We start from the raw sequence: 19,094 nt of genomic DNA, 5'->3' as shown, positions 1-19,094 counted from the left end.
GTTTCGGCCTAGGCGAGCAATGTCGCGATGACGCCGTTCAAGCGCAGTAAACCCGCGGGGGTGGCGCGCAGCGCGCGGTTGTCGAGGGTGATGAAGCCGCCCTCGATTAGGGTGTTCACGGCGCTGCGTGAAAAAACATCGAGGATGGGCGCGCCGGTCTGACGTTCGAAGCGCTCGCGGTCGATGCCCGCGCTCAGGCGCAGACCCGTCATAACCAGTTCGTCGCGGCGTTGCGAAGCGTCGAGCGGCGTTGATTTCGCCGTCCCGTGGCCACGTTGATCGACGCGCTCCAACCAGCGTGCCGGGGTCGCGATCTGGTGGGTGGCGTGGGTCCGTCCGTCCTGCAAAATTCGCCCATGCGCGCCCGGACCGACGCCAATGTATTCGCCGCCTCGCCAGTAGGTCAGATTATGGCGTGATTGTTGGTCCGGGCGCGCATGGTTGGAAATTTCATAGGCGGGCAGACCGGCGTCGGCGCACAGTTGCTGGGTGATCTCGAACAATGTCGCGGCGGCGTCCTCGTCCGCCGTCGTAACCCCGTCGCGGAAATAGGCGGTGCCCGGCTCGATGGTGAGCTGATACAGCGACAGATGACCGCCGGCGACGTCGAGGGCGCGGCCCAGCTCATCGCGCCAGTCTTTGGGAGTTTGTTCGGGTCGGGCGTAAATCAGATCGAAACTGAAACGATCGAAATGATCCGCCGCCGTGCGCACGGCGCGTAGGGCCTCGGCGGCGCTGTGGCCGCGCCCCAGGAAACGCAGCGCGTCATCGTCGAGGGACTGCACGCCGAGCGACACCCGGTTGACCCCGGCGTCGCGAAAGGCTTCGAGCCGCGCGGTTTCGACCGACGTCGGGTTGGCCTCCAGGGTGATTTCGATGTCGCCGTTCCAGGGCCAATGGCGTCGCGCCCGTGCGATCAGGGCGCGCACGGTCTCGGGGTCCATCAGCGACGGCGTGCCGCCGCCGAAAAACAGACTGCCCAGGGGGCGGCCGGGACACAGGACGGCGTAGTGATCGACCTCCCGAAGCAGGGCGTCGCGCCAACGCGCCTGATCGATAGCCGCGCGATCGGAGGCGTGCGAATTGAAGTCGCAATACGGGCACTTGGACAGGCAAAACGGCCAGTGAATATAAAGTGCGATGGCCTCGTCGGTCATTGCGGGACCTCTTTCCGCCAAGGGATCACGCTTTGAGACGGCGGGCGGGTTAGAAACACGCTTCCGTCAACAGATTGAAGGCGTTGGCCCGATGGCTGATGGCGTGCTTGGCGTCGGGTTCCATCTCGCCGAAAGTCAGGTGGTGGCCGTCGGGCAGGAAAATGGGGTCATAGCCGAACCCCTTTTGCCCGCGCATTGGCCAGACCAGGACGCCGAAGACTTTACCCTCGACGCTTTCGCAATGGCCGTCGGGCCAGCATAGCGACAAGGCGCACACGAAATGGGCGCGCCGCGAGGTTCGGCCTTCTTGCGCCGCCCGGGCGAGGGCGTCTTCGATCTTCGCCATGGCGGCGGCGAAGTCCTTGCCGGGTCCCGCCCAGCGCGCCGAGAAAATGCCGGGATCGCCATCCAGCGCATCGACGCACAAGCCGGAATCGTCGGCCAGGGCGACCGCGCCGCTGGCGGCGGCGGCGGCGCGCGCCTTGATCTCGGCATTGGCGACGAACGTCGCGCCGTCCTCGACCGGCTCACCGAGGCCAAGGTCACCCGCCGAAACGACGTCGGCCCCCAGCGGCCTGAGCAGGGCGTCGATTTCCCGCACCTTGCCCGCGTTATGCGAGGCGATCACCAACTTGCCGCCCTCGAAGCGCCGCGTCATGACGTTCCCCTCCCGCCGTTAGATATTCTGACTGAGGACCGCGCGTTGCGCCAGGCACAGCTCGTCCACGCCGAGGCGCGCGAGGCGCATCAGCTCCATGAACTGCTCTTGGGTGAAGGGTTTATCCTCGGCGGTGCCCTGCACTTCGACGATGCCGCCCGACGCGGTGAGCACGAAGTTGGTGTCGGCCTCGGCGTCGCTGTCCTCGATGTAATCGAGATCGAGCACCGCCGCTCCCTTGTACAGGCCGCACGACACCGCCGCCACCTGATCGGTGATCGGGATCGACTTTAGCGCCCCGGTCTTGACCAGCTTCTCGAAGGCCATGAATAGCGCCACGTAAGCGCCGGTAATCGACGCCGTGCGGGTGCCGCCGTCGGCCTGGATGACATCGCAGTCAACCGTGATCTGAATTTCGCCCATCGCCTTCAGGTCGGTGACGGCGCGCAGGCTGCGGCCGATCAGGCGCTGAATTTCCTGGGTTCGTCCCGATTGCTTGCCGCGCGCCGCCTCACGGTTCATGCGTTCCGAGGTGGAGCGGGGCAGCATGCCGTATTCGGCGGTGACCCAGCCGCTGCCCTTGCCGCGCAACCAAGGCGGAACCCGGGTTTCGATCGACGCCGTGCACAGCACGTGGGTGTCGCCGAAGCGCGCCATGCATGAGCCCTCGGCGTATTTGGTGACGCCGGTCTCGAGGCTGACGGTACGCATCTCGTCGGTCTGGCGGCCGGAAGGTCTCATATCGGGGTATCCTTAACACATACGATCAATGGGAGGGCGGCGCGGTAGTGAGGCGAGCCCGCCGCGCCGCGTCGTTCGCTGGAAGCTACCCCGCCGAGCCACCTTGCGTAAAGCCCCCCATTTCAGGATTCGGGAAAAGTCGATATTTTGCTGAATAATGGCGAAAGATGGCCAAAAAGAATGAAGGGCAAGCGTTGACGACGGGTGCGGGCGCGACTACCTTCGCGCCACAAAGGGCTATCGTCGTTCGGCGGACCCATGGGCGCTTAGCGGAGGCGCGCGGCGAAACGCGGATGAACAACGCGGATGAACAGCGAAACGGGATGACATGATTTCCGAACTGAATGAACGCTCGCGTGAAATTTTCAGGCAGATCGTCGATGGTTATCTTGAGACCGGCACGCCGATCGGTTCGCGCACCCTATCGCAAAAACTGCCGCTGTCATTGTCGCCCGCGACCGTGCGCAACGTGATGGCCGACCTCGAGGATATGGGGCTGCTGTTTGCGCCCCATGCCTCGGCCGGGCGGGTGCCCACCGAGGCGGGACTGCGCTTGTTCGTCGATGGTCTCTTGGAAATCGGCAACCTGACCGAAGACGAACGTCAGAGCCTGGAGGCCAAGTGCCAAAGCGCGGGCAATAGTATCGAGGGCCTTTTGGAAACCGCCACCGCCACCTTGTCGGGACTGTCGCGCTGCGCCGGCATGGTGATGGCGCCGAAGACCGAAAGTCCGCTGAAGCATATCGAGTTCGTATCGTTAAGTCCGGGTCGAGCGTTGGTGGTTTTGGTCACCGAAAATGGGGTGGTCGAAAATCGCATTATCGAGGTCCCGTTGGATGTTCGCCCCTCAGCCTTGGTCGAGGCGACCAATTTTTTGTCGGCGCGTCTGGTCGGGCGCACCCTGAGCGAGGCGCGCGACACCATCGCCCACGAACTCGACGGCCATCGTGTCGCCCTCGATGAGTTGACGGCGCGGGTGGTGAAAAACGGTATGGCGGTGTGGTCCGGCGAAGGCGCGCCGGGCGGCGCGTTGATCGTGCGCGGCCAGGCCAACTTGCTGGACGACGTTGACGCCGTCGCCGATCTGGAACACATTCGCGCCCTTTTCGAGGCCCTGGAAACCAAGGAGATGATGGCGCGCCTTCTGGGGCTGACGGACAAAGCCGAAGGTGTGCAAATTTTTATCGGCGCCGACAACAAGCTGTTCGGTATGTCGGGCTGCACGCTGATTGTCGGACCCTACCGCAATAAGCAGGAGCGTATCGTCGGAGCGATCGGCGTGATCGGCCCGACGCGGATGAATTACGCCCGGATTATTCCGATGGTCGATTATACGTCGAAGTTGATCGGTCGTGTGGTTGGTTAACCTTCTGAAAACCCAATGACGGAGAGTATTTGCGAGATGACGACGCAAAAAACCGAGATCCCCGAAGACGGCAATGGCGAAACACCGCCCGAGGCGAAGCACCAGGACGCGGCGCGGCCCGAAGCCGCGGAAACCACGGGGGATGCATCCGCCGAAACCATCGCCAAACTCGAAGCGGAGGTGGCGGAGCTAAAAGATAAAATGTTGCGCGCCCTTTCCGACGCCGAAAACGCCCGGCGGATTGCGGCGCGTGAGAAGGCCGACGCCTCGAAATACGCGATCGCCAATTTCGCCCGCGACATGGTTGGCGTCGGCGATAATCTGCGCCGCGCCCTGGACAGCGTCGGCGCCGAGGAGCGCGCCGCCAGCGAGGTCCTTAATAATTTATGCGTTGGCGTTGAGATGACCGAACGGGAAATGCTCGGCGCTTTCGAACGCAACGCTATCTTAAGGGTCGCGTCCGAAGGTAAGCCGTTCGACCACAACGTCCACGAGGCGCTGTCGCAAATCCCCAACCCGGACGTCCCCGAGGGCACCGTGGTGCAGGAAGTGCGCAGCGGCTATACCATCGCCGGGCGCTTGTTGCGTCCGGCCCAGGTCCTGGTCGCCACCGGCGGGGCGAAGGCCGCGCCCGCGCCGCACGCAGAGAGCCCCGCGGACGGGCAAAAAGCCTATCCCGACGTCGCTCCCGCCAAAGCGGACGAAAAGGGTGGAAAAATTGATGAGGAACTGTAGGCGTTCGGGATGTTGAGCAGTTGCGCGTTTTGCCTCATGGGCCTATATAACGGGCAAATGTAGGCGTTATGTCTGTGCACATGAACCTTTATCAGTACACATGAACCTTTATGCCGCCCGACGGTTTCGATCGTGGCGGTGAACCCTAGGGGACGCGAGGGGCGCTTTTGATAAGGCCCGCGATTGTCCGCCGCAAATGAGAGAGGATACTATGAGCAAGGTTATCGGTATCGATCTTGGAACCACGAACTCCTGCGTCGCCATCATGGACGGTTCCGAAGTCAAGGTTATTGAAAATGCCGAAGGCGCGCGCACGACGCCGTCGATGGTCGCCTTCACCGAGTCGGGCGAACGTCTCGTCGGCCAGTCGGCCAAACGTCAGGCGGTGACCAATCCGGGCAACACGCTCTACGCCATCAAACGCCTGATCGGGCGTGCGTTCGATGATCCCATTACCGCCAAGGACAAGGACATGGTGCCCTACGCCATCGTCAAGGGCGATAGTGGCGACGCCTGGGTCGAGGCCCAGGGCAAAAAATATTCGCCCTCTCAGGTTTCGGCGTTCATTTTGCAAAAAATGAAGGAAACCGCGGAAAGCTATTTGGGTCAGGACGTCACCCAGGCGGTGATCACGGTGCCCGCGTATTTCAACGACAGCCAACGCCAGGCGACCAAGGACGCCGGCAAGATCGCCGGCCTCGAAGTGTTGCGCATCATCAACGAGCCGACCGCGGCGGCGTTGGCCTATGGGCTGGAGAAAAAAGGCAGTGGGATCGTCGCCGTATACGATCTGGGCGGCGGCACCTTCGACGTGTCGATCCTGGAGATCGGCGACGGCGTGTTCGAGGTCAAGTCAACCAATGGCGATACCTTCTTGGGCGGCGAGGATTTCGACATTAAAATCGTCGATTATTTGGCCGACGAGTTCAAAAAGGAAAACGGCATCGACCTGCGCGACGACAAGCTGGCGTTGCAGCGTCTGCGCGAGGCCGCGGAAAAGGCCAAGATCGAGCTAAGCTCGACCAGCCAGACCGAGGTCAACCTGCCGTTCATCACCGCCGATCAGGCGGGGCCTAAGCACCTCAACATCAAGATGACCCGCGCCAAGCTGGAAAGCCTGGTCGGCGACTTGATCAAGCGCACCGTCGGGCCGTGCAAGGCGGCGCTGAAAGACGCCGGTCTGAAGGCCTCGGAAATCGACGAAGTGATCTTGGTCGGTGGCATGACGCGCATGCCCAAGGTTATTGAGGTGGTCAAGGAATTCTTCGGCCGCGAGCCGCACAAGGGGGTCAACCCCGACGAGGTGGTGGCGATCGGCGCCGCCATTCAAGGCGGCGTGCTGAAGGGCGACGTCAAGGACGTCCTCTTGCTCGACGTGACGCCGCTGTCGCTCGGGATCGAAACCCTGGGCGGCGTCTTCACCCGCCTGATCGACCGCAACACCACGATTCCGACGCGCAAGTCGCAGGTCTTCTCGACCGCCGAGGACAACCAGACCGCGGTGACCATCCGCGTTTTCCAGGGCGAACGGGAAATGGCCGCCGACAACAAGATTCTCGGTCAGTTCGACCTCGTCGGAATTCCCGGCGCGCCGCGCGGCATGCCGCAGATCGAGGTGACGTTCGACATCGACGCCAACGGCATCGTCAACGTTTCCGCCAAGGATAAAGCCACCGGCAAGGAACAGCAGATTCGCATCCAAGCCTCGGGCGGTCTCGGCGAGGACGATATCGAACGCATGGTCAAGGAAGCCGAGGAGCACGCCGAAGAGGATAAAAAGCGTCGTGAATTGGTTGACGCCAAGAACCACGGCGAAAGCTTGATGCACTCCACCGAGCAGAATCTCAAGGAGCATGGCGACAAAGTCCCCGCCGAGGACAAGGCCGCCATCGAGACCGCCTCGGCGGCGCTTAAGGAGGCGCTTGAGGGTGATGACGCCGAGGATATCAAGGCGAAGACCGAGGCCCTGACCCAGGCGGCGATGAAGCTGGGCGAGGCGATGTACAAGGCGCAGCAGGAAGCCGGCGAAGATGCGGCTCCGGAAGCGGGCGGTGAAGCATCGGCCTCGGGGGATGATGACGGCGTCGTCGATGCCGATTTTGAAGAGGTCGATCCCAACGCCGATAAGGGCGCGAAGTAGCGCCGCCTTTCCAAAGAATGGCGGCCCGGTCGGAAATTTCCGGCCGGGCCGTTTGGAAAACCGGTGTTCGTGGGATGGTGGACTCGCCTCCGGTTTCGCGAAAATTCTCCATGAGGGATATCGATGGCGAAGGAAGATTATTATCAGCTGCTGGGCTTGGAACGCGGCGCCGACGACGCCGAGATCAAGAAGGCGTATCGCAAACTGGCGATGAAGTATCACCCCGATCGCAATCCGGGAGATGAGGCCGCCGAGCTGAAATTCAAAGCGGTCAACGAGGCCTACGAGGTCCTGAAAGACGGCGACAAGCGCGCCGCTTACGATCGTTTCGGCCATGCCGCCTTCGAGCAGGGCGGCATGGGCGGCGGCGGCGGCGGTTTCGCCGGTGGCGGTGCGGGCTTCGAAGGCTTCGGCGATATTTTCGAAGAAATGTTTGGCGGTTTCGGCGCAGCGCGCGGCCAGCAACAGTCGGGGCGCGGCTCCGATATCCGCTATAATATGACGATTACTCTGGAGGACGCCTTTCGCGGCCTGCAGACTAAGATTCGCGTCCCGACGTCGGTGCCCTGCGCGAGTTGTTCGGGCTCGGGCGCCGAGGGGGGCAGCAAGCCGGTCACCTGCACGACCTGCGGCGGACATGGTCGGGTGCGCTCGCAATCGGGCTTTTTTACCGTCGAGCGGACCTGCCCGTCGTGCGACGGCCAGGGCAAGGTGATCAAGGATCCGTGCCGCGCCTGCGGTGGATCGGGGCGCGTGCACAAGGAAAAAACGCTATCGGTCAACATCCCCGCCGGGGTCGAGGACGGCACCCGGATCCGGTTGACCGGCGAGGGCGAGGCCGGTCTGCGCGGCGCGCCGGCAGGCGATCTGTATATCTTTTTGAGCCTGGAGCCGCACCGTCTGTTCCGCCGCGAGGGCGCGAACATTCATTGCCGGGTGCCGATTGCGATGACCACCGCCGCCCTGGGGGGATCTATCGAGGTGCCGACCGTGGACGGCGCGCTGGCGCGCTTGAACGTTCCCGAGGGCACTCAGCCGGGTCAACAGTTCCGTCTCAAGGGCAAGGGTATGAGTGTGTTGCGTTCGGCGGCGCGCGGCGACATGTTCGTGCGCGTCGATGTGGAAACGCCGGTGAAACTGAATAAAAAGCAAAAGGACCTGCTCAAGGAATTCGCCAATGCGACGTCGGGCGAAACCCACAGTCCGCAATCCCACGGTTTCTTCGACAAGGTCAAGGACCTGTGGGAAGATCTCAAGGATTGATCGCGCGGTCCGAGCGTCTCTTTCATGGGGCGGCGGCAGGGGGGAAAGCAGAATGAAAATCGGAATCGTCGGCGCGGCGGGACGCATGGGCCGAATGCTGGTGGAAGTCTGCCTGGAAACCGAGGGGGCGGATTTAATCGGTGGCGTCGATCGCGCCGACCACCCCGAGTTGGGCGCCGACCTCGGCGCGCTGGCTGGGCGCGGTGAAATCGGCGCGCCTCTTGGCGCGGATAGCGAAGCCCTGTTCGCCGCCGCCGATGTGGTCATTGATTTTACCTTTCCCGAGGCGACGGCGCGCCATGGCGCCATGGCGGCGGCGCTGGGCGCGGCGCTCGTCGTCGGCACCACGGGTCTCGATCCCGACCAGCAGCGCGCCATCGACGATGCGGCGCGCCGGGTCGCGGTGCTCCAGGCGGCGAACTATTCGTTGGGCGTGAACCTACTGCAAGGCCTTGTCGCCCAAACGGCGGCGGTGTTGGGGCCGGAGTTCGATATTGAAATCGTCGAAATGCACCATCGCCATAAAGTCGATGCCCCCTCGGGCACGGCCCTGGCGCTGGGTCGCAGCGCGGCGAAGGGCCGGGGCGTCGATCTCGACCGGGTCGCGGATAAAGTGCGCGATGGCATCGTCGGCCCACGCCAAAGCGGCCATATCGGCTTCGCCACCTTGCGCGGCGGCGATGTGGTGGGCGATCACAGCGTGATTTTCGCCGGCGACGGCGAGCGTATCGAACTGACCCATAAGGCGAGCGCGCGCACCGTGTTCGCCCGTGGCGCGGTGCAGGGCGCGATGTGGTGCGCGGCTCAGCGGCCCGGCCTGTATTCGATGGCGCACGTTTTGGGTTTCAAGTAGGCGCGCCATCGAAACCGCCGGCGAGGGCTTCAGCGCGGACGGTCGGGTTGGCGGGCGGTCCAGCGGTGAACGGTAAGCGGCTCGTTGCGTCCCTTGACGGCAAGTTTGTCGGGGGGGCCGAAATCGCGGATGTCGGCGCGGGCCGCGGTCTGTGTATCGACGATCAACTCGTTTTTTCGTGCGTTCGAGCATAACCGTGCGGCGATATTGACGCTGTCGCCGATAACGGTGAAGTCGCGCCGCGATCTGGGTCCGATCGCCCCGGAGATGACCTCTCCGGAATAAATCCCGACACCGACCCCCCGAGCCAGCCTCTTGAGGCGGGCTTCGTTCAAGATATCGCGGGCGGCGGAGATCGCGCGCCGTTCCCGTTCGGGACCCTCGAAACGCACCAACAGCGCATCGCCGATCATCTTATCGACATCGCCGCCATGCTTGGCTACGATTTCGACTTGAACCGTCATCAGGTCGTTGAGAAAAGAAACGACGTCCTGGGGGCTGTTGGTTTCGGCGAGGCTGGTGAAATCGCGCACATCGGAGTGGAACAGCGTGCACGTGATATTTTTCGAGGCGATTCCATCGGCGCCGTGAGCGGCCTTCGCGGCGTCGAGGGCGCTTGACGAGACAAAAGTTTCCAGGCGGTGACTCAACTCGGCGATGGCGCTTGTGCGCCGGTCGATATCGCCTTGGGCGCGCAGCACCAGAACGCGCAGAATCCATAACAGTCCCAACAAAAGAATGGCGGGCACGGCGATGGCGGGCACGGCGGTTCGAATCAGAAGTTCGTTTGAATAGCTGGCCGGTTCAAACAGCTCGAAAACGATGAGTAAAGCACCGCTCTCGTCGCGATGGGGCACGTACAGCTCGAAATGGTCTCCGCTGGGCAGATCGATGTGGCTGGCCGACGCCCCGCCTCCGGCAATGATTTTCGAAAGCGCCGCCGAGGTTTTATGAGCGGGGGTCTTGGCGCCTTTTGAATCGTAAATCACGGCGCCCGAAGGATCGAATACGCGCAGGCTCGTCAATTTTCGCCGCAGGGCTTCTTCCTGGAAGACCTTGTCCAGGGCGGCAAGGTCGCTTGGCGTGGCGGTATTCGCTAGAAAAGCCTTCCACTGCGTGGGGAGGGCGTTTTCAACGGTTTCCGTGATCAGGTCGGCGCGCGCCTGCGCCTGCTCAAGGTAAATTTTTTGTGCGATCTGTTGGAAGGCGAGCCAGACCAACACCCCCAGGATGACAATGAACAAAAGCATCCCCGGTATGATCCGTTTACGAAAATGGTCGGCTAGGGGAAAAGGCTTGTCGGTTAGGGGGGGCGTAATTTTCTTTGCAGTGGTCATCGGGACCGATCAAAAAACAAAGGTTGAAGGCGGATCGGGTACACCGATGCCGCCCAATACACGAATTCCGTGCGTGTCCGGCGTATACTGCCACGACGGTCAAGCCCCGCGCCATGGTAAAGAAAAAGCATCACAAAAAAGTATACATGCCGTCGCCAATTTTTAGAAAAGCGCTGGATTGCGCCCCGCGCCGACCGATCCAGGCCCTGGATTCGGGACGGAATTTCGATCAGGATACGGACGGAATAGGGAGAAGAGATGAAAAGAGCCGACATCAATGAATTTTATAGCAGATTAAGCGCACAAAACCCTGAGCCGAAAGGAGAGTTGAACTGGATCAATCCATACACCCTGCTGGTCGCCGTGGTCCTGTCGGCGCAGGCGACGGATGTCGGCGTCAACAAGGCTACCGGCCCGCTTTTTAAGAAAATCACGACACCCGCCCAGATGGTCGCCCTGGGCGAGGGTCGGCTTAAGAACTTCATCAAGACGATCGGACTGTTCAACACCAAGGCGAAGAACGTCATCAAGCTCAGTCAAATTTTGCTGGACGAGCATGACGGAGCCGTTCCCACCACGCGCGAGGCCCTGGAAAAATTACCCGGCGTCGGTCGGAAAACCGCCAATGTCGTGCTCAATATTGCGTTTGGCGTGCCGACGATTGCGGTTGACACGCATATTTTTCGGGTTTCCAACCGGACCGGCTTGGCTCCGGGAAAGACGGTGCTCGATGTTGAAAAAAAACTGGATAAGGCGACGCCCACCCGATGGAAGCAGCACGCTCACCACTGGCTTATTTTACACGGTCGCTATGTTTGTAAGGCGCGCAAGCCTCAATGCGGGACGTGCGCCGTCAATGACCTGTGCGCCTTTAAGGGCAAGGCGATTCCGATCTAAACGCCACTCTCGGCCGCTCAGCCCGCGTCCGGTTCCAGCGTGCGCAGGCAGCTGTCTTCGGGTATCGGCGCGCCCTGGCGGGTGTGACTTTCGATGTGCAGCACGTTGCGGTGGGCCGGTGAATCGGGAGGATTTTTCACCGTTTTTTTCCCGGTCGATGGGGGTGGGTATAAAAACAGGTCGAGAATGCATGTCGCGCTGGCGTATTGCCAGATCTGGGCTTGAAGATCGTGACGGACAAATTGCGGAGGGCCGAGGGTCTTTTCCACGGTGAGCGCATCCATGCCGATAAGGGAGGCGGCGTGAATTTGCGGCCGTTCCCGGCTCTTCCGGCGGACCTGGACCGGAGGCGTCTGCGGTGTTGGCCGGGCCTCGAAAACACCCTTGTCCGGCGCGCCTGCGCCTGTCGGAACGGTATGGGTCGGGGGGGTGTCGGGCGTGGCGGTGTGCGGCGTGCGCCCGGCGCAGGCGGTCAGGACGAGAAGACCGGTGATAAGCAGCCCTCGAAGTCCTGGTCGGCGGCGGGCGAAAATGGTCGTCTGGGCATGGGAATAGGAATAGGGCATTGAGGTGAGACCTGAGGAGCGTTCCATGGTTGTTCGGAGGAGAGTCCGGAAGAAAATACGGGGGCGAAGGGAAGATAGATATGCCCGCCGACGTCGTGCGATATGCTCACGTTTTGCCGTTTTCGTCGAGAGGCTGCGTATCGCCACTCAGCACGCCGCCGTTTTCGATGGACAGGCGACCGTAACGCACGGTGCCCTTGACCCGTCCGCCGGCGCGGATAAGCAGTTTTTCGCGCACTGTCAGGGCGCCGTCGAAAAAACCGATAATCTCGGCCTCATCGACCGCGGCCTCGCCCTGAAAAACGCCGCGCTCGCCGACAAGAAGGCCCCGGGCGCTCATCGCCGTTCCGCGAAACTCGCCCTCGACGATTAATTTTTCGCATTTGACGATCTCTCCGGTGATGGCGACCTCGCCGGGGATCAGCAACCGTCGGCTTTCGGTCGCGCCGATGGGCGTACGGTGATCGGGCTTGCGTGGGGCGGGGGATATGTGGGGCGGGATGGGTGATGGTGCTTTCCTTGTCTGGAGGAAACGCGAAAGCGGGCGCTTTTGCCGTCGGGTGCGGGGCCGGACCGGCCTTGCCTGAAAAGGGCCTGAGAGGGATCGTCGGCGCGATGTCCGGACCCTCATCTTTTTTATCGGCTACGTCTTTTTCACCGTCTTTGCGTCGAAACATAGGTTCAGTCTCCCCGCCGGTATCACGCTAACGGCCGCTCGCTCGTGGCCATGGGCCCGATCCCGAAAGATCGGAGTCCCATTGTATGCCGACCGGCGGGCCACGTCACCCGGACAATGTACGGGCGTCTGTGGGGGTCAAAACCGTGGTGTAGCGGTGGCGCCACTTTGCGCGCGCCAGCGTTCGAACAAATGAACGAACGTCGCGGTGGCGACCGCCGGGGCGAGCAAATTGACGATCGGCACCGTCAGCAAGAAGGCGATGATCACGCCCGCGGCGAATAATTTTTTGCTGTGTTCCAGGCGCAAAGCGCGCGCCGCCTTTGGGGGAATGCGGCGAAAGGCGACCAATTCGAAATATTCCCGGCTCAACAAGTATCCGTTGAGCGCGTAATAGATGAAGGGAAAGAGCGGCGGCGCGGCGACAATGAACGGCAGCGTCAACAGATTGAGCCCGACGCTGACCGCGGTGAATTTCAAGGCGGGCATGATGAGCTGGGAAAGTGGCGGCCCGCTGGGCTTGTCCAGGGCGGGGTAATGACGTTCCTCGACGGCGTCGGCGACGCTTTCCAGCATCAACGAACCCACCGCCGTGACCACGGCGGGAAACAAGAACCACGTTAGCGCCAGCGTCGCCAACATGCCCAGGGCGTCAACCAAAACATCGAGCCAATGCAGGGAAAAAAGCGCGCTGGAGGCGATCGCCGTCCAGGCAAGCCCCCACAGGGCGGCGAAAATCAGCACCGACCAGGCGATAGAACTCCAAATTACTTTGCGGGTCTTGGGGTCGGAGAGTTGCTCGAACCCTTTGTAGAACGCACCGATCATGTGGCGTGCGGCTTTCATTCGTAATTACCGTGACTACCTTTATATGTACTTTGCGCAGGCCCGACGCGGCAAGGAAAATGCCCCAAATGAATATTGAGGGGTCCGGCCCCGGCGGTTTGTGCTTCCCCTGGCGGGCGCGCCTTGTATACTGCGCCGCGAAAGAGGCCTTTTTAGACGCGTTCGAACAATCGAGGAAATACGACAATGACGCAGACACGCTTCGATGTCGCGGGGATCGGCAATGCGATCGTGGACGTTCTCGCCCATGCCGATGACGCCTTTATCGGCAAGCATGGCTTAAACAAGGGGTCGATGGCCCTGGTTGACGACGTCCGCGCCGAGGCGCTGTACCAAGATATGGGACCGGGCATCGAATGCTCGGGCGGTTCGGCGGCCAATACCATCGCCGGGCTGGCGCTTTTGGGCGCGCGCGCGGCGTTCATCGGCAAGGTCAGCGACGATCAACTGGGCCGCGTCTTCGCCCACGATATCACCAGCGCGGGGGTGCATTTCGCCACCGCGCCCTCGAAAGACGGCGCGCCCACCGCGCGCAGCATGATCGTGGTTACCCCCGACGCCGAACGCACGATGAACACATATTTGGGCGCCTGCGTCGATTTGAACGCCGACGATGTCGATCCCGACGTCATCGCCGCCGCCAAGGTGACCTATATGGAAGGCTACCTTTGGGACAAGGACACCGCCAAGGAAGCCTTCGTTAAGGCCGCCAAGATCGCCCACGAGGCGGGGCGCATGGTGTCGCTGTCGCTGTCCGACCCGTTCTGCGTCGATCGTCACCGCGACAGCTTCCTCGCCCTGGTGGAAAACCACGTCGATATTCTGTTCGCCAACGAAGACGAGATCATGTCGCTGTATCGGACCGTGACCTTCGACGACGCGCTTCAGAAGGCGCGCGGTCATTGCAAGATCGCCGCCCTGACTCGCTCGGAAAAGGGCTCGATCGTGGTCAGCGGCGAGGAACTGCACGTGGTCGATGCCGAAAGCGTCGCCAAGGTGATGGACACCACCGGTGCGGGCGACGCCTACGCCGCGGGATTTTTGTACGGTTTGACCAACGGACACGGTGACGACTTGGCGCTGTGCGCGCGGATCGGCGGCATTTGCGCCGGGGACGTGATCGCTCAGTTCGGGGCGCGCCCCGCCGATAATTTGAAGGATCGCCTCAACACCATATTGGGCGTTGCCTAAGAATGCTTTTCTCGCCCGCGGCCTCGCGCCGGGACGATCAATTATTCTCATGACGGGCCGACCGCGATGAGGAATTCCGCCCCCCGGGGCCAGAGGAAATGAATATGGATATACGCAATATCGCCATCATCGCCCACGTCGATCATGGCAAGACGACCCTGGTCGATGTCTTGTTGAGACAGTCGGGATCGTTCCGCGAAAACCAACAGGTCGCCGAACGGGCCATGGATTCGGGCGAGTTGGAGCGCGAGCGCGGCATCACCATTCTCGCCAAGCCGACCTCGGTGGAGTGGAAAGGCACCCGTATCAATATCGTCGATACCCCGGGCCACGCCGATTTCGGCGGCGAGGTGGAACGCATCCTGTCGATGGTCGATGGCGTCCTGTTGCTGGTCGATGCCGCCGAAGGCGCGATGCCGCAAACCAAATTCGTCACCGCCAAGGCGTTAAAACTCGGTTTGCGCCCGATCGTCGTGGTCAACAAGGTCGATAAGCCCGAACAGCGCGCCTACGAGGTCCAAGACGAAGTCTTCGATCTGTTCTCGGCGCTCGACGCCAACGACCAACAATTGGACTTTCCGACGCTTTTCGCCTCGGCCAAGAACGGTTGGGCGGCCGCCGAACCGGAAGGCCCCCGGGACAACATGGACGTCATCTTCGAAACCATCCTGAGCCACGTTCCGGCGCCGACGATCGACGAAGACAGTCCCTTTTCCATGCTGGCGGTAACCCTGGAATCCGATCCCTTCCTGGGCCGCATCCTGACCGGGCGGGTCGCTACCGGAATCGCCAAGCCCAACACCACGGTCAAAGTCCTCAACCGTGAGGGAAAATTGGTCGAACAGGGGCGGATATCCAAGCTGCTCGCCTTTCGCGGCCTGGAGCGGGTTCCCGCCGACGAGGTCCGCTCCGGCGATCTGGTCGCCATCGCGGGGCTGACCAAGGCCACCGTCGCCGACACCCTGTGCGACCCTCAGATCGAAACTCCGCTGCATGCCCAGCCGGTCGATCCGCCGACCCTGGCGATGACCTTCTCCGTCAACGACAGTCCGCTGGCGGGCACCGAAGGCACCAAGGTGACCTCGCGGATGATCCGCGACCGCCTGTTCTCCGAGGCCGAGGGCAACGTCGCCCTCAGGGTGACCGAAGCCGAAAACAAGGACGCCTTCGAAGTCGCCGGTCGCGGCGAACTGCAATTGGGCGTGCTGATCGAACAGATGCGCCGCGAGGGCTTCGAGCTGACCATATCGCGCCCCCGGGTGCTGATCCACGAGGACCCCGAAAGCGGCCAAAAAACCGAACCTCTGGAAGAAGTCACCGTCGATGTCGATGAAGAGTACTCCGGCATCGTGGTCGAGGCGCTGTCCCTGCGCAAGGGTCAGATGAAGGAAATGCGCCCGTCCGGCGGCGGCAAGGTGCGCCTGATTTTTCATGTGCCGTCGCGTGGCATGATCGGATATTACGGCGAATTTCTCACCGAAACTCGGGGCACCGGCATCATGGCGCGGGTCTTTCACGACTACGTGCCGCACGTCGGCCTCCTGCCGGGACGGCGCAACGGGGTGTTGGTGTCCAACGCGGCGGGCGCCACGGTGGCCTACGGGTTGGCCGGGCTGGAGGGCCGCGGACCGCTGTTCATCGGCTCGGGCGTCAAGGTCTATACCGGAATGATCATCGGCGAGCATTCACGCGCAGGCGATCTCGAAGTCAACCCGATGAAATCCAAGCAGCTGACCAACGTGCGCGCCTCGGGTACCGACGAGGCGGTGCGCTTGACGCCGCCCCGGCGGATGTCGCTCGAACAGTCGATCGCCTATATCGAAAACGACGAACTGGTCGAGGTGACGCCGAAAAACATCCGTCTGCGCAAGCGCTATCTCGATCCGCACGAACGCAAGCGCAACGCCCGCGCCGAAAAGGCCTAATCCGCCGCCCGCGTCCTTTTTGCGCGTCGCGTTAATACCTTGGCAACCGTCCCCGCCGCACCCTAGCGTGGCGGGGACGGTTTTTTTGTGGAAGATCATCGGGAACGGTCATGAGGACATGGTTAAGCGCGCTTGAGGTTTACCGGGACCGGCGGGTGCTGTCGTTGCTATTTTTGGGCTTTTCCAGCGGCCTGCCCTTTGGCGTCCTCGCCGATCCACTTAGCGCCTGGCTGGTGGACGAGGGGGTCAGCAAAACGGAAATCGGCCTGTTCGCGCTGGTCAGCTTGCCTTACTCGATTAAGTTTTTGTGGTCGCCGATCATGGATAAAATGGCGCTGCCGCTGTTTACCCGGTTGTTTGGCCGCCGCCGGGGCTGGGTCTTGTTCACCCAATTGGTGCTGCTCGCCGCGATCGGGGGTATGGGGATGACCATGCCCGGCGTCGATCCGTGGTGGACGGCGGCGCTCGCCCTGGCGGTGGCGTTCAGCTCGGCCAGCCAGGATATCGTCATCGACGCCTATCGGGTCGAAATTCTACCCGCCGACAAACTTGCCGCCGGGGCCGCGACGGCGGTGTTCGGCTGGCGGCTGGGTCAGGTCGGCGGCGGTGCGGCGGGGCTTATTTTCGCCGATATTTTCCCCTGGCAAGCGGTGTTCTGGGGCATGGCGGCGTTCGTTCTGGTGGGTATCGTCGCCATTTTAATCAATCCCGAACCGGTGGTGCGTCCCAGCGCCGAAAGCGAAGCCCGCGAGCAGGCGGTGGAAGATTTCCTCGAACGCAAAAGTCATTTACGGCCCTGGCTGGCGGAAACCTTGGCCTGGCTTTACGGCGCGGTGGTCTGCCCGTTTGCCGATTTCATGACGCGGCGGGGCTGGGGGGCGATTTTGTTGTTTATCCTGCTCTACAAATACGGCGACGCGATCCTGGCGGTGATGAAGGTCCCGTTTTTCCTGGATATCGGTTTTTCCAAGACCGAGATCGCCGCCGTCGTCAAAATCTTCGGCTTCAACGCGATCATCGCGGGCGGCGTCCTGGGCGGCGTGGTGCTGGCGCGTTTCGGCATGATGCGGGGACTTTTGCTGTGCGGTGTTCTGATGGCGGCCTCCAACCTGGTGTTCGTCGTGCAGGCCTGGGTCGGGCCCGATCCCCGAATGCTGGCGGTAACCGTCGCGGTCGAAAACATCACCACCGGCATGGGAACGACGGCGTTCGTCGCCTATCTGTCATCGTTGTGCACCGTCGCCTACACCGCCAGTCAGTATGCGTTGTTGACGTCGTTCATGGCCTTCTCGCGCACCTTGATGTCGTCGGGCGGCGGCTGGCTCGCCGATCAAGTGAATTGGGTGACGTTTTTCGTTCTGACCACGCTCGCCGCCATTCCCGGTTTACTGTTGTTGCTGTGGATGATCCGCCGCTTTCCACCGCAGGAGGCGTCTCCCCCGCCGGACCGTTAGGTGCAACCCTGGAATTCTTCCATGGACCGCGAGGGGGAAAAATGGCATACAGCATTTTCCGCGCCCGCCCGAGGTCGGGCGCCCAATCCCATCCTTGCGAAGCGGACAGACATCGACCATGGACATTAAAAAAATTCCCATCGGCCTCAACGTACCTTACGACGTCAACGTGATTATCGAAGTGCCGATGGGCAGCGCGCCCGTGAAATACGAGTTGGACAAAGAATCGGGCGCGATGTTCGTCGATCGCTTCCTGCACACCGCGATGCACTATCCGGTCAACTACGGTTTCATCCCCCATACCCTGTCCGAGGATGGCGACCCGGTGGACGCCGCCGTCATGGGGCAGCTTCCGGTGGCTCCCGGGGTGGTGATCGCTTCGCGGCCGATCGGGGTGCTGTTGATGGAAGACGAAAGTGGTATCGACGAGAAAATTCTCTGCGTGCCGGTCGATCGCTTGCATCCGTACTATGAAAACATCTCGACCTATCGTGACGTTCGCCCGGTCCTGCTCGATCAGATTTCGCATTTCTTCACCCACTACAAGGATCTGGAAAAGGGCAAATGGGTCAAGGTCAAAGGTTGGAGCGAGCAGGAATCCGCTTTCGATCTGATCCGCCAGGGCATCGAACGCGCCCAGGCGAAAAAGGCCTGAGCAAAGACCTGAGCAAAGACCGCTATCGGGGCAGTATCGCCATGACCATCGCGCGCAGCGTCTTGGAGAGAATGGATGTCGCCGGCACCGACATCACCACGCTTGCGCTGGACGCTATCGTCAACGCCGCCAACGAGGGCTTGACCGACGGCGCCGGCGTGTGCGGCGCGATTCACCGAGCCGCCGGGCCGCGATTGCTGGAGCGCTGTCTCAAGCTGCGGGGCTGCCCCACCGGCGAGGCGCGCATTACCGAAGGGTACAATCTGCTCGCCGGCTATGTAATCCACGCCGTTGGCCCGGTGTGGCGGGGGGGAAACGACGACGAGGACGCTTTGCTGGCGAGCTGTTATCGCCGCGCCTTGGGGTTGGCCGCGGCCCACGGCCTTGGGCACATCGCCTTTCCCGCGATTTCGACCGGGAACTTCGGGTTTCCCGCCGAACGCGCGGCCAAGATCGCGATGCGCACCGTCGCCGATTTTCTGAGTGAAAACGCGACCCCCGCCCGGGTGACGTTTTGCGCCTACGGGCCGTCGTCGATGGCCATCCTCAAGGGCGCCTTGGCGGCGCTGACGCAGGGCGAGATGCAAGATGCCGAGACGGAAAAAAGGCCGGACTAGAGTGTCCGGCCTTTTTT

Annotated in this window: 18 protein-coding genes; 11 read left to right on the top strand and 7 right to left on the bottom strand. The window is 62.1% G+C overall.

Annotated features, from left to right (window positions below; genetic code table 11):
- Window positions 1-8: 8 nt before the first annotated feature.
- The 3 genes from hemW to rph are packed head-to-tail and all read right to left on the bottom strand — an operon-like array spanning window position 9 to window position 2,556.
- Window positions 9-1,157, bottom strand: a complete 1,149-nt coding sequence (hemW, locus tag P3M64_RS09085; RefSeq protein WP_132937643.1) for a radical SAM family heme chaperone HemW — start codon at window positions 1,155-1,157, stop codon at window positions 9-11.
- A 49-nt stretch (window positions 1,158-1,206) separates the two neighbouring features.
- On the bottom strand, window positions 1,207-1,815 hold the full coding sequence (gene rdgB, locus P3M64_RS09080; protein WP_132937644.1) for an RdgB/HAM1 family non-canonical purine NTP pyrophosphatase: 609 nt from the start codon (window positions 1,813-1,815) through the stop codon (window positions 1,207-1,209).
- Between the two features lie 18 nt (window positions 1,816-1,833).
- Window positions 1,834-2,556, bottom strand: a complete 723-nt coding sequence (rph, locus tag P3M64_RS09075; RefSeq protein WP_132937645.1) for a ribonuclease PH — start codon at window positions 2,554-2,556, stop codon at window positions 1,834-1,836.
- Between the two features lie 328 nt (window positions 2,557-2,884).
- Here rph and hrcA point away from each other — a divergent pair, with 328 nt between their 5' ends.
- From hrcA to dapB, 5 genes are all read left to right on the top strand, one after another.
- Window positions 2,885-3,922 carry a heat-inducible transcriptional repressor HrcA gene (gene hrcA, locus P3M64_RS09070; protein WP_132937646.1) on the top strand — a complete coding sequence of 346 codons (1,038 nt, stop codon included), beginning with the start codon at window positions 2,885-2,887 and terminating at the stop codon, window positions 3,920-3,922.
- A 36-nt stretch (window positions 3,923-3,958) separates the two neighbouring features.
- The gene (gene grpE / locus P3M64_RS09065) at window positions 3,959-4,657 is read left to right on the top strand and encodes a nucleotide exchange factor GrpE (RefSeq protein WP_165886197.1); all 699 of its coding nucleotides are present in this window, start codon (window positions 3,959-3,961) and stop codon (window positions 4,655-4,657) included.
- A gap of 211 nt (window positions 4,658-4,868) precedes the next feature.
- Window positions 4,869-6,797: a molecular chaperone DnaK gene (gene dnaK, locus P3M64_RS09060; RefSeq protein ID WP_132937648.1), complete on the top strand. Its 1,929-nt coding sequence runs from the start codon at window positions 4,869-4,871 to the stop codon at window positions 6,795-6,797.
- Window positions 6,798-6,920: 123 nt separating this feature from the next.
- Entirely contained in the window at window positions 6,921-8,060 is a 1,140-nt protein-coding gene (dnaJ, locus tag P3M64_RS09055) for a molecular chaperone DnaJ (protein WP_132937649.1), read from the top strand.
- Window positions 8,061-8,112: 52 nt separating this feature from the next.
- Window positions 8,113-8,913 (top strand): 4-hydroxy-tetrahydrodipicolinate reductase, encoded by an 801-nt coding sequence (gene dapB, locus P3M64_RS09050; protein WP_132937650.1) that lies wholly within the window; start codon window positions 8,113-8,115, stop codon window positions 8,911-8,913.
- Between the two features lie 29 nt (window positions 8,914-8,942).
- On the opposite strand, the gene P3M64_RS09045 is transcribed toward dapB, so the two are convergent.
- Window positions 8,943-10,163, bottom strand: coding sequence for an adenylate/guanylate cyclase domain-containing protein (locus P3M64_RS09045; protein ID WP_165886198.1), 1,221 nt, complete (start codon window positions 10,161-10,163; stop codon window positions 8,943-8,945).
- A 345-nt stretch (window positions 10,164-10,508) separates the two neighbouring features.
- Between P3M64_RS09045 and nth the strand changes: the two genes are divergently transcribed.
- Complete coding sequence (gene nth / locus P3M64_RS09040; protein ID WP_132937652.1) at window positions 10,509-11,147, top strand: endonuclease III; 639 nt, start codon at window positions 10,509-10,511, stop codon at window positions 11,145-11,147.
- 17 nt (window positions 11,148-11,164) lie between these two features.
- Here nth and P3M64_RS09035 read toward each other — a convergent pair whose 3' ends face one another.
- From P3M64_RS09035 to P3M64_RS09025, 3 genes are all read right to left on the bottom strand, one after another.
- Window positions 11,165-11,713, bottom strand: a complete 549-nt coding sequence (locus P3M64_RS09035; RefSeq protein WP_132937653.1) for a hypothetical protein — start codon at window positions 11,711-11,713, stop codon at window positions 11,165-11,167.
- A 106-nt stretch (window positions 11,714-11,819) separates the two neighbouring features.
- Entirely contained in the window at window positions 11,820-12,140 is a 321-nt protein-coding gene (locus tag P3M64_RS09030; protein WP_276157015.1) for a bactofilin family protein, read from the bottom strand.
- Between the two features lie 387 nt (window positions 12,141-12,527).
- Window positions 12,528-13,235, bottom strand: coding sequence for an EI24 domain-containing protein (locus P3M64_RS09025; RefSeq protein ID WP_243644662.1), 708 nt, complete (start codon window positions 13,233-13,235; stop codon window positions 12,528-12,530).
- Between the two features lie 186 nt (window positions 13,236-13,421).
- On the opposite strand from P3M64_RS09025, the gene P3M64_RS09020 reads away from it, so the two are divergent.
- From P3M64_RS09020 to P3M64_RS09000, 5 genes are all read left to right on the top strand, one after another.
- Entirely contained in the window at window positions 13,422-14,426 is a 1,005-nt protein-coding gene (locus tag P3M64_RS09020) for an adenosine kinase (protein WP_132937655.1), read from the top strand.
- Window positions 14,427-14,530: 104 nt separating this feature from the next.
- A complete protein-coding gene (typA, locus tag P3M64_RS09015; RefSeq protein WP_132937656.1) occupies window positions 14,531-16,351 on the top strand; it encodes a translational GTPase TypA in 1,821 nt (606 codons plus the stop codon).
- A 110-nt stretch (window positions 16,352-16,461) separates the two neighbouring features.
- Window positions 16,462-17,805: an AmpG family muropeptide MFS transporter gene (locus P3M64_RS09010; protein WP_132937657.1), complete on the top strand. Its 1,344-nt coding sequence runs from the start codon at window positions 16,462-16,464 to the stop codon at window positions 17,803-17,805.
- A gap of 118 nt (window positions 17,806-17,923) precedes the next feature.
- Entirely contained in the window at window positions 17,924-18,460 is a 537-nt protein-coding gene (gene ppa / locus P3M64_RS09005) for an inorganic diphosphatase (RefSeq protein WP_132937658.1), read from the top strand.
- Between the two features lie 41 nt (window positions 18,461-18,501).
- Complete coding sequence (locus tag P3M64_RS09000) at window positions 18,502-19,077, top strand: macro domain-containing protein (RefSeq protein ID WP_243644663.1); 576 nt, start codon at window positions 18,502-18,504, stop codon at window positions 19,075-19,077.
- The last annotated feature ends 17 nt before the right edge of the window (window positions 19,078-19,094 follow it).

Source organism: Varunaivibrio sulfuroxidans (genome assembly GCF_029318635.1).
GTDB lineage: Bacteria > Pseudomonadota > Alphaproteobacteria > Rhodospirillales > Magnetovibrionaceae > Varunaivibrio > Varunaivibrio sulfuroxidans.
Note: the sequence above shows the minus strand (reverse complement) of the source record. Positions and strands in the feature narration are given on the sequence as shown.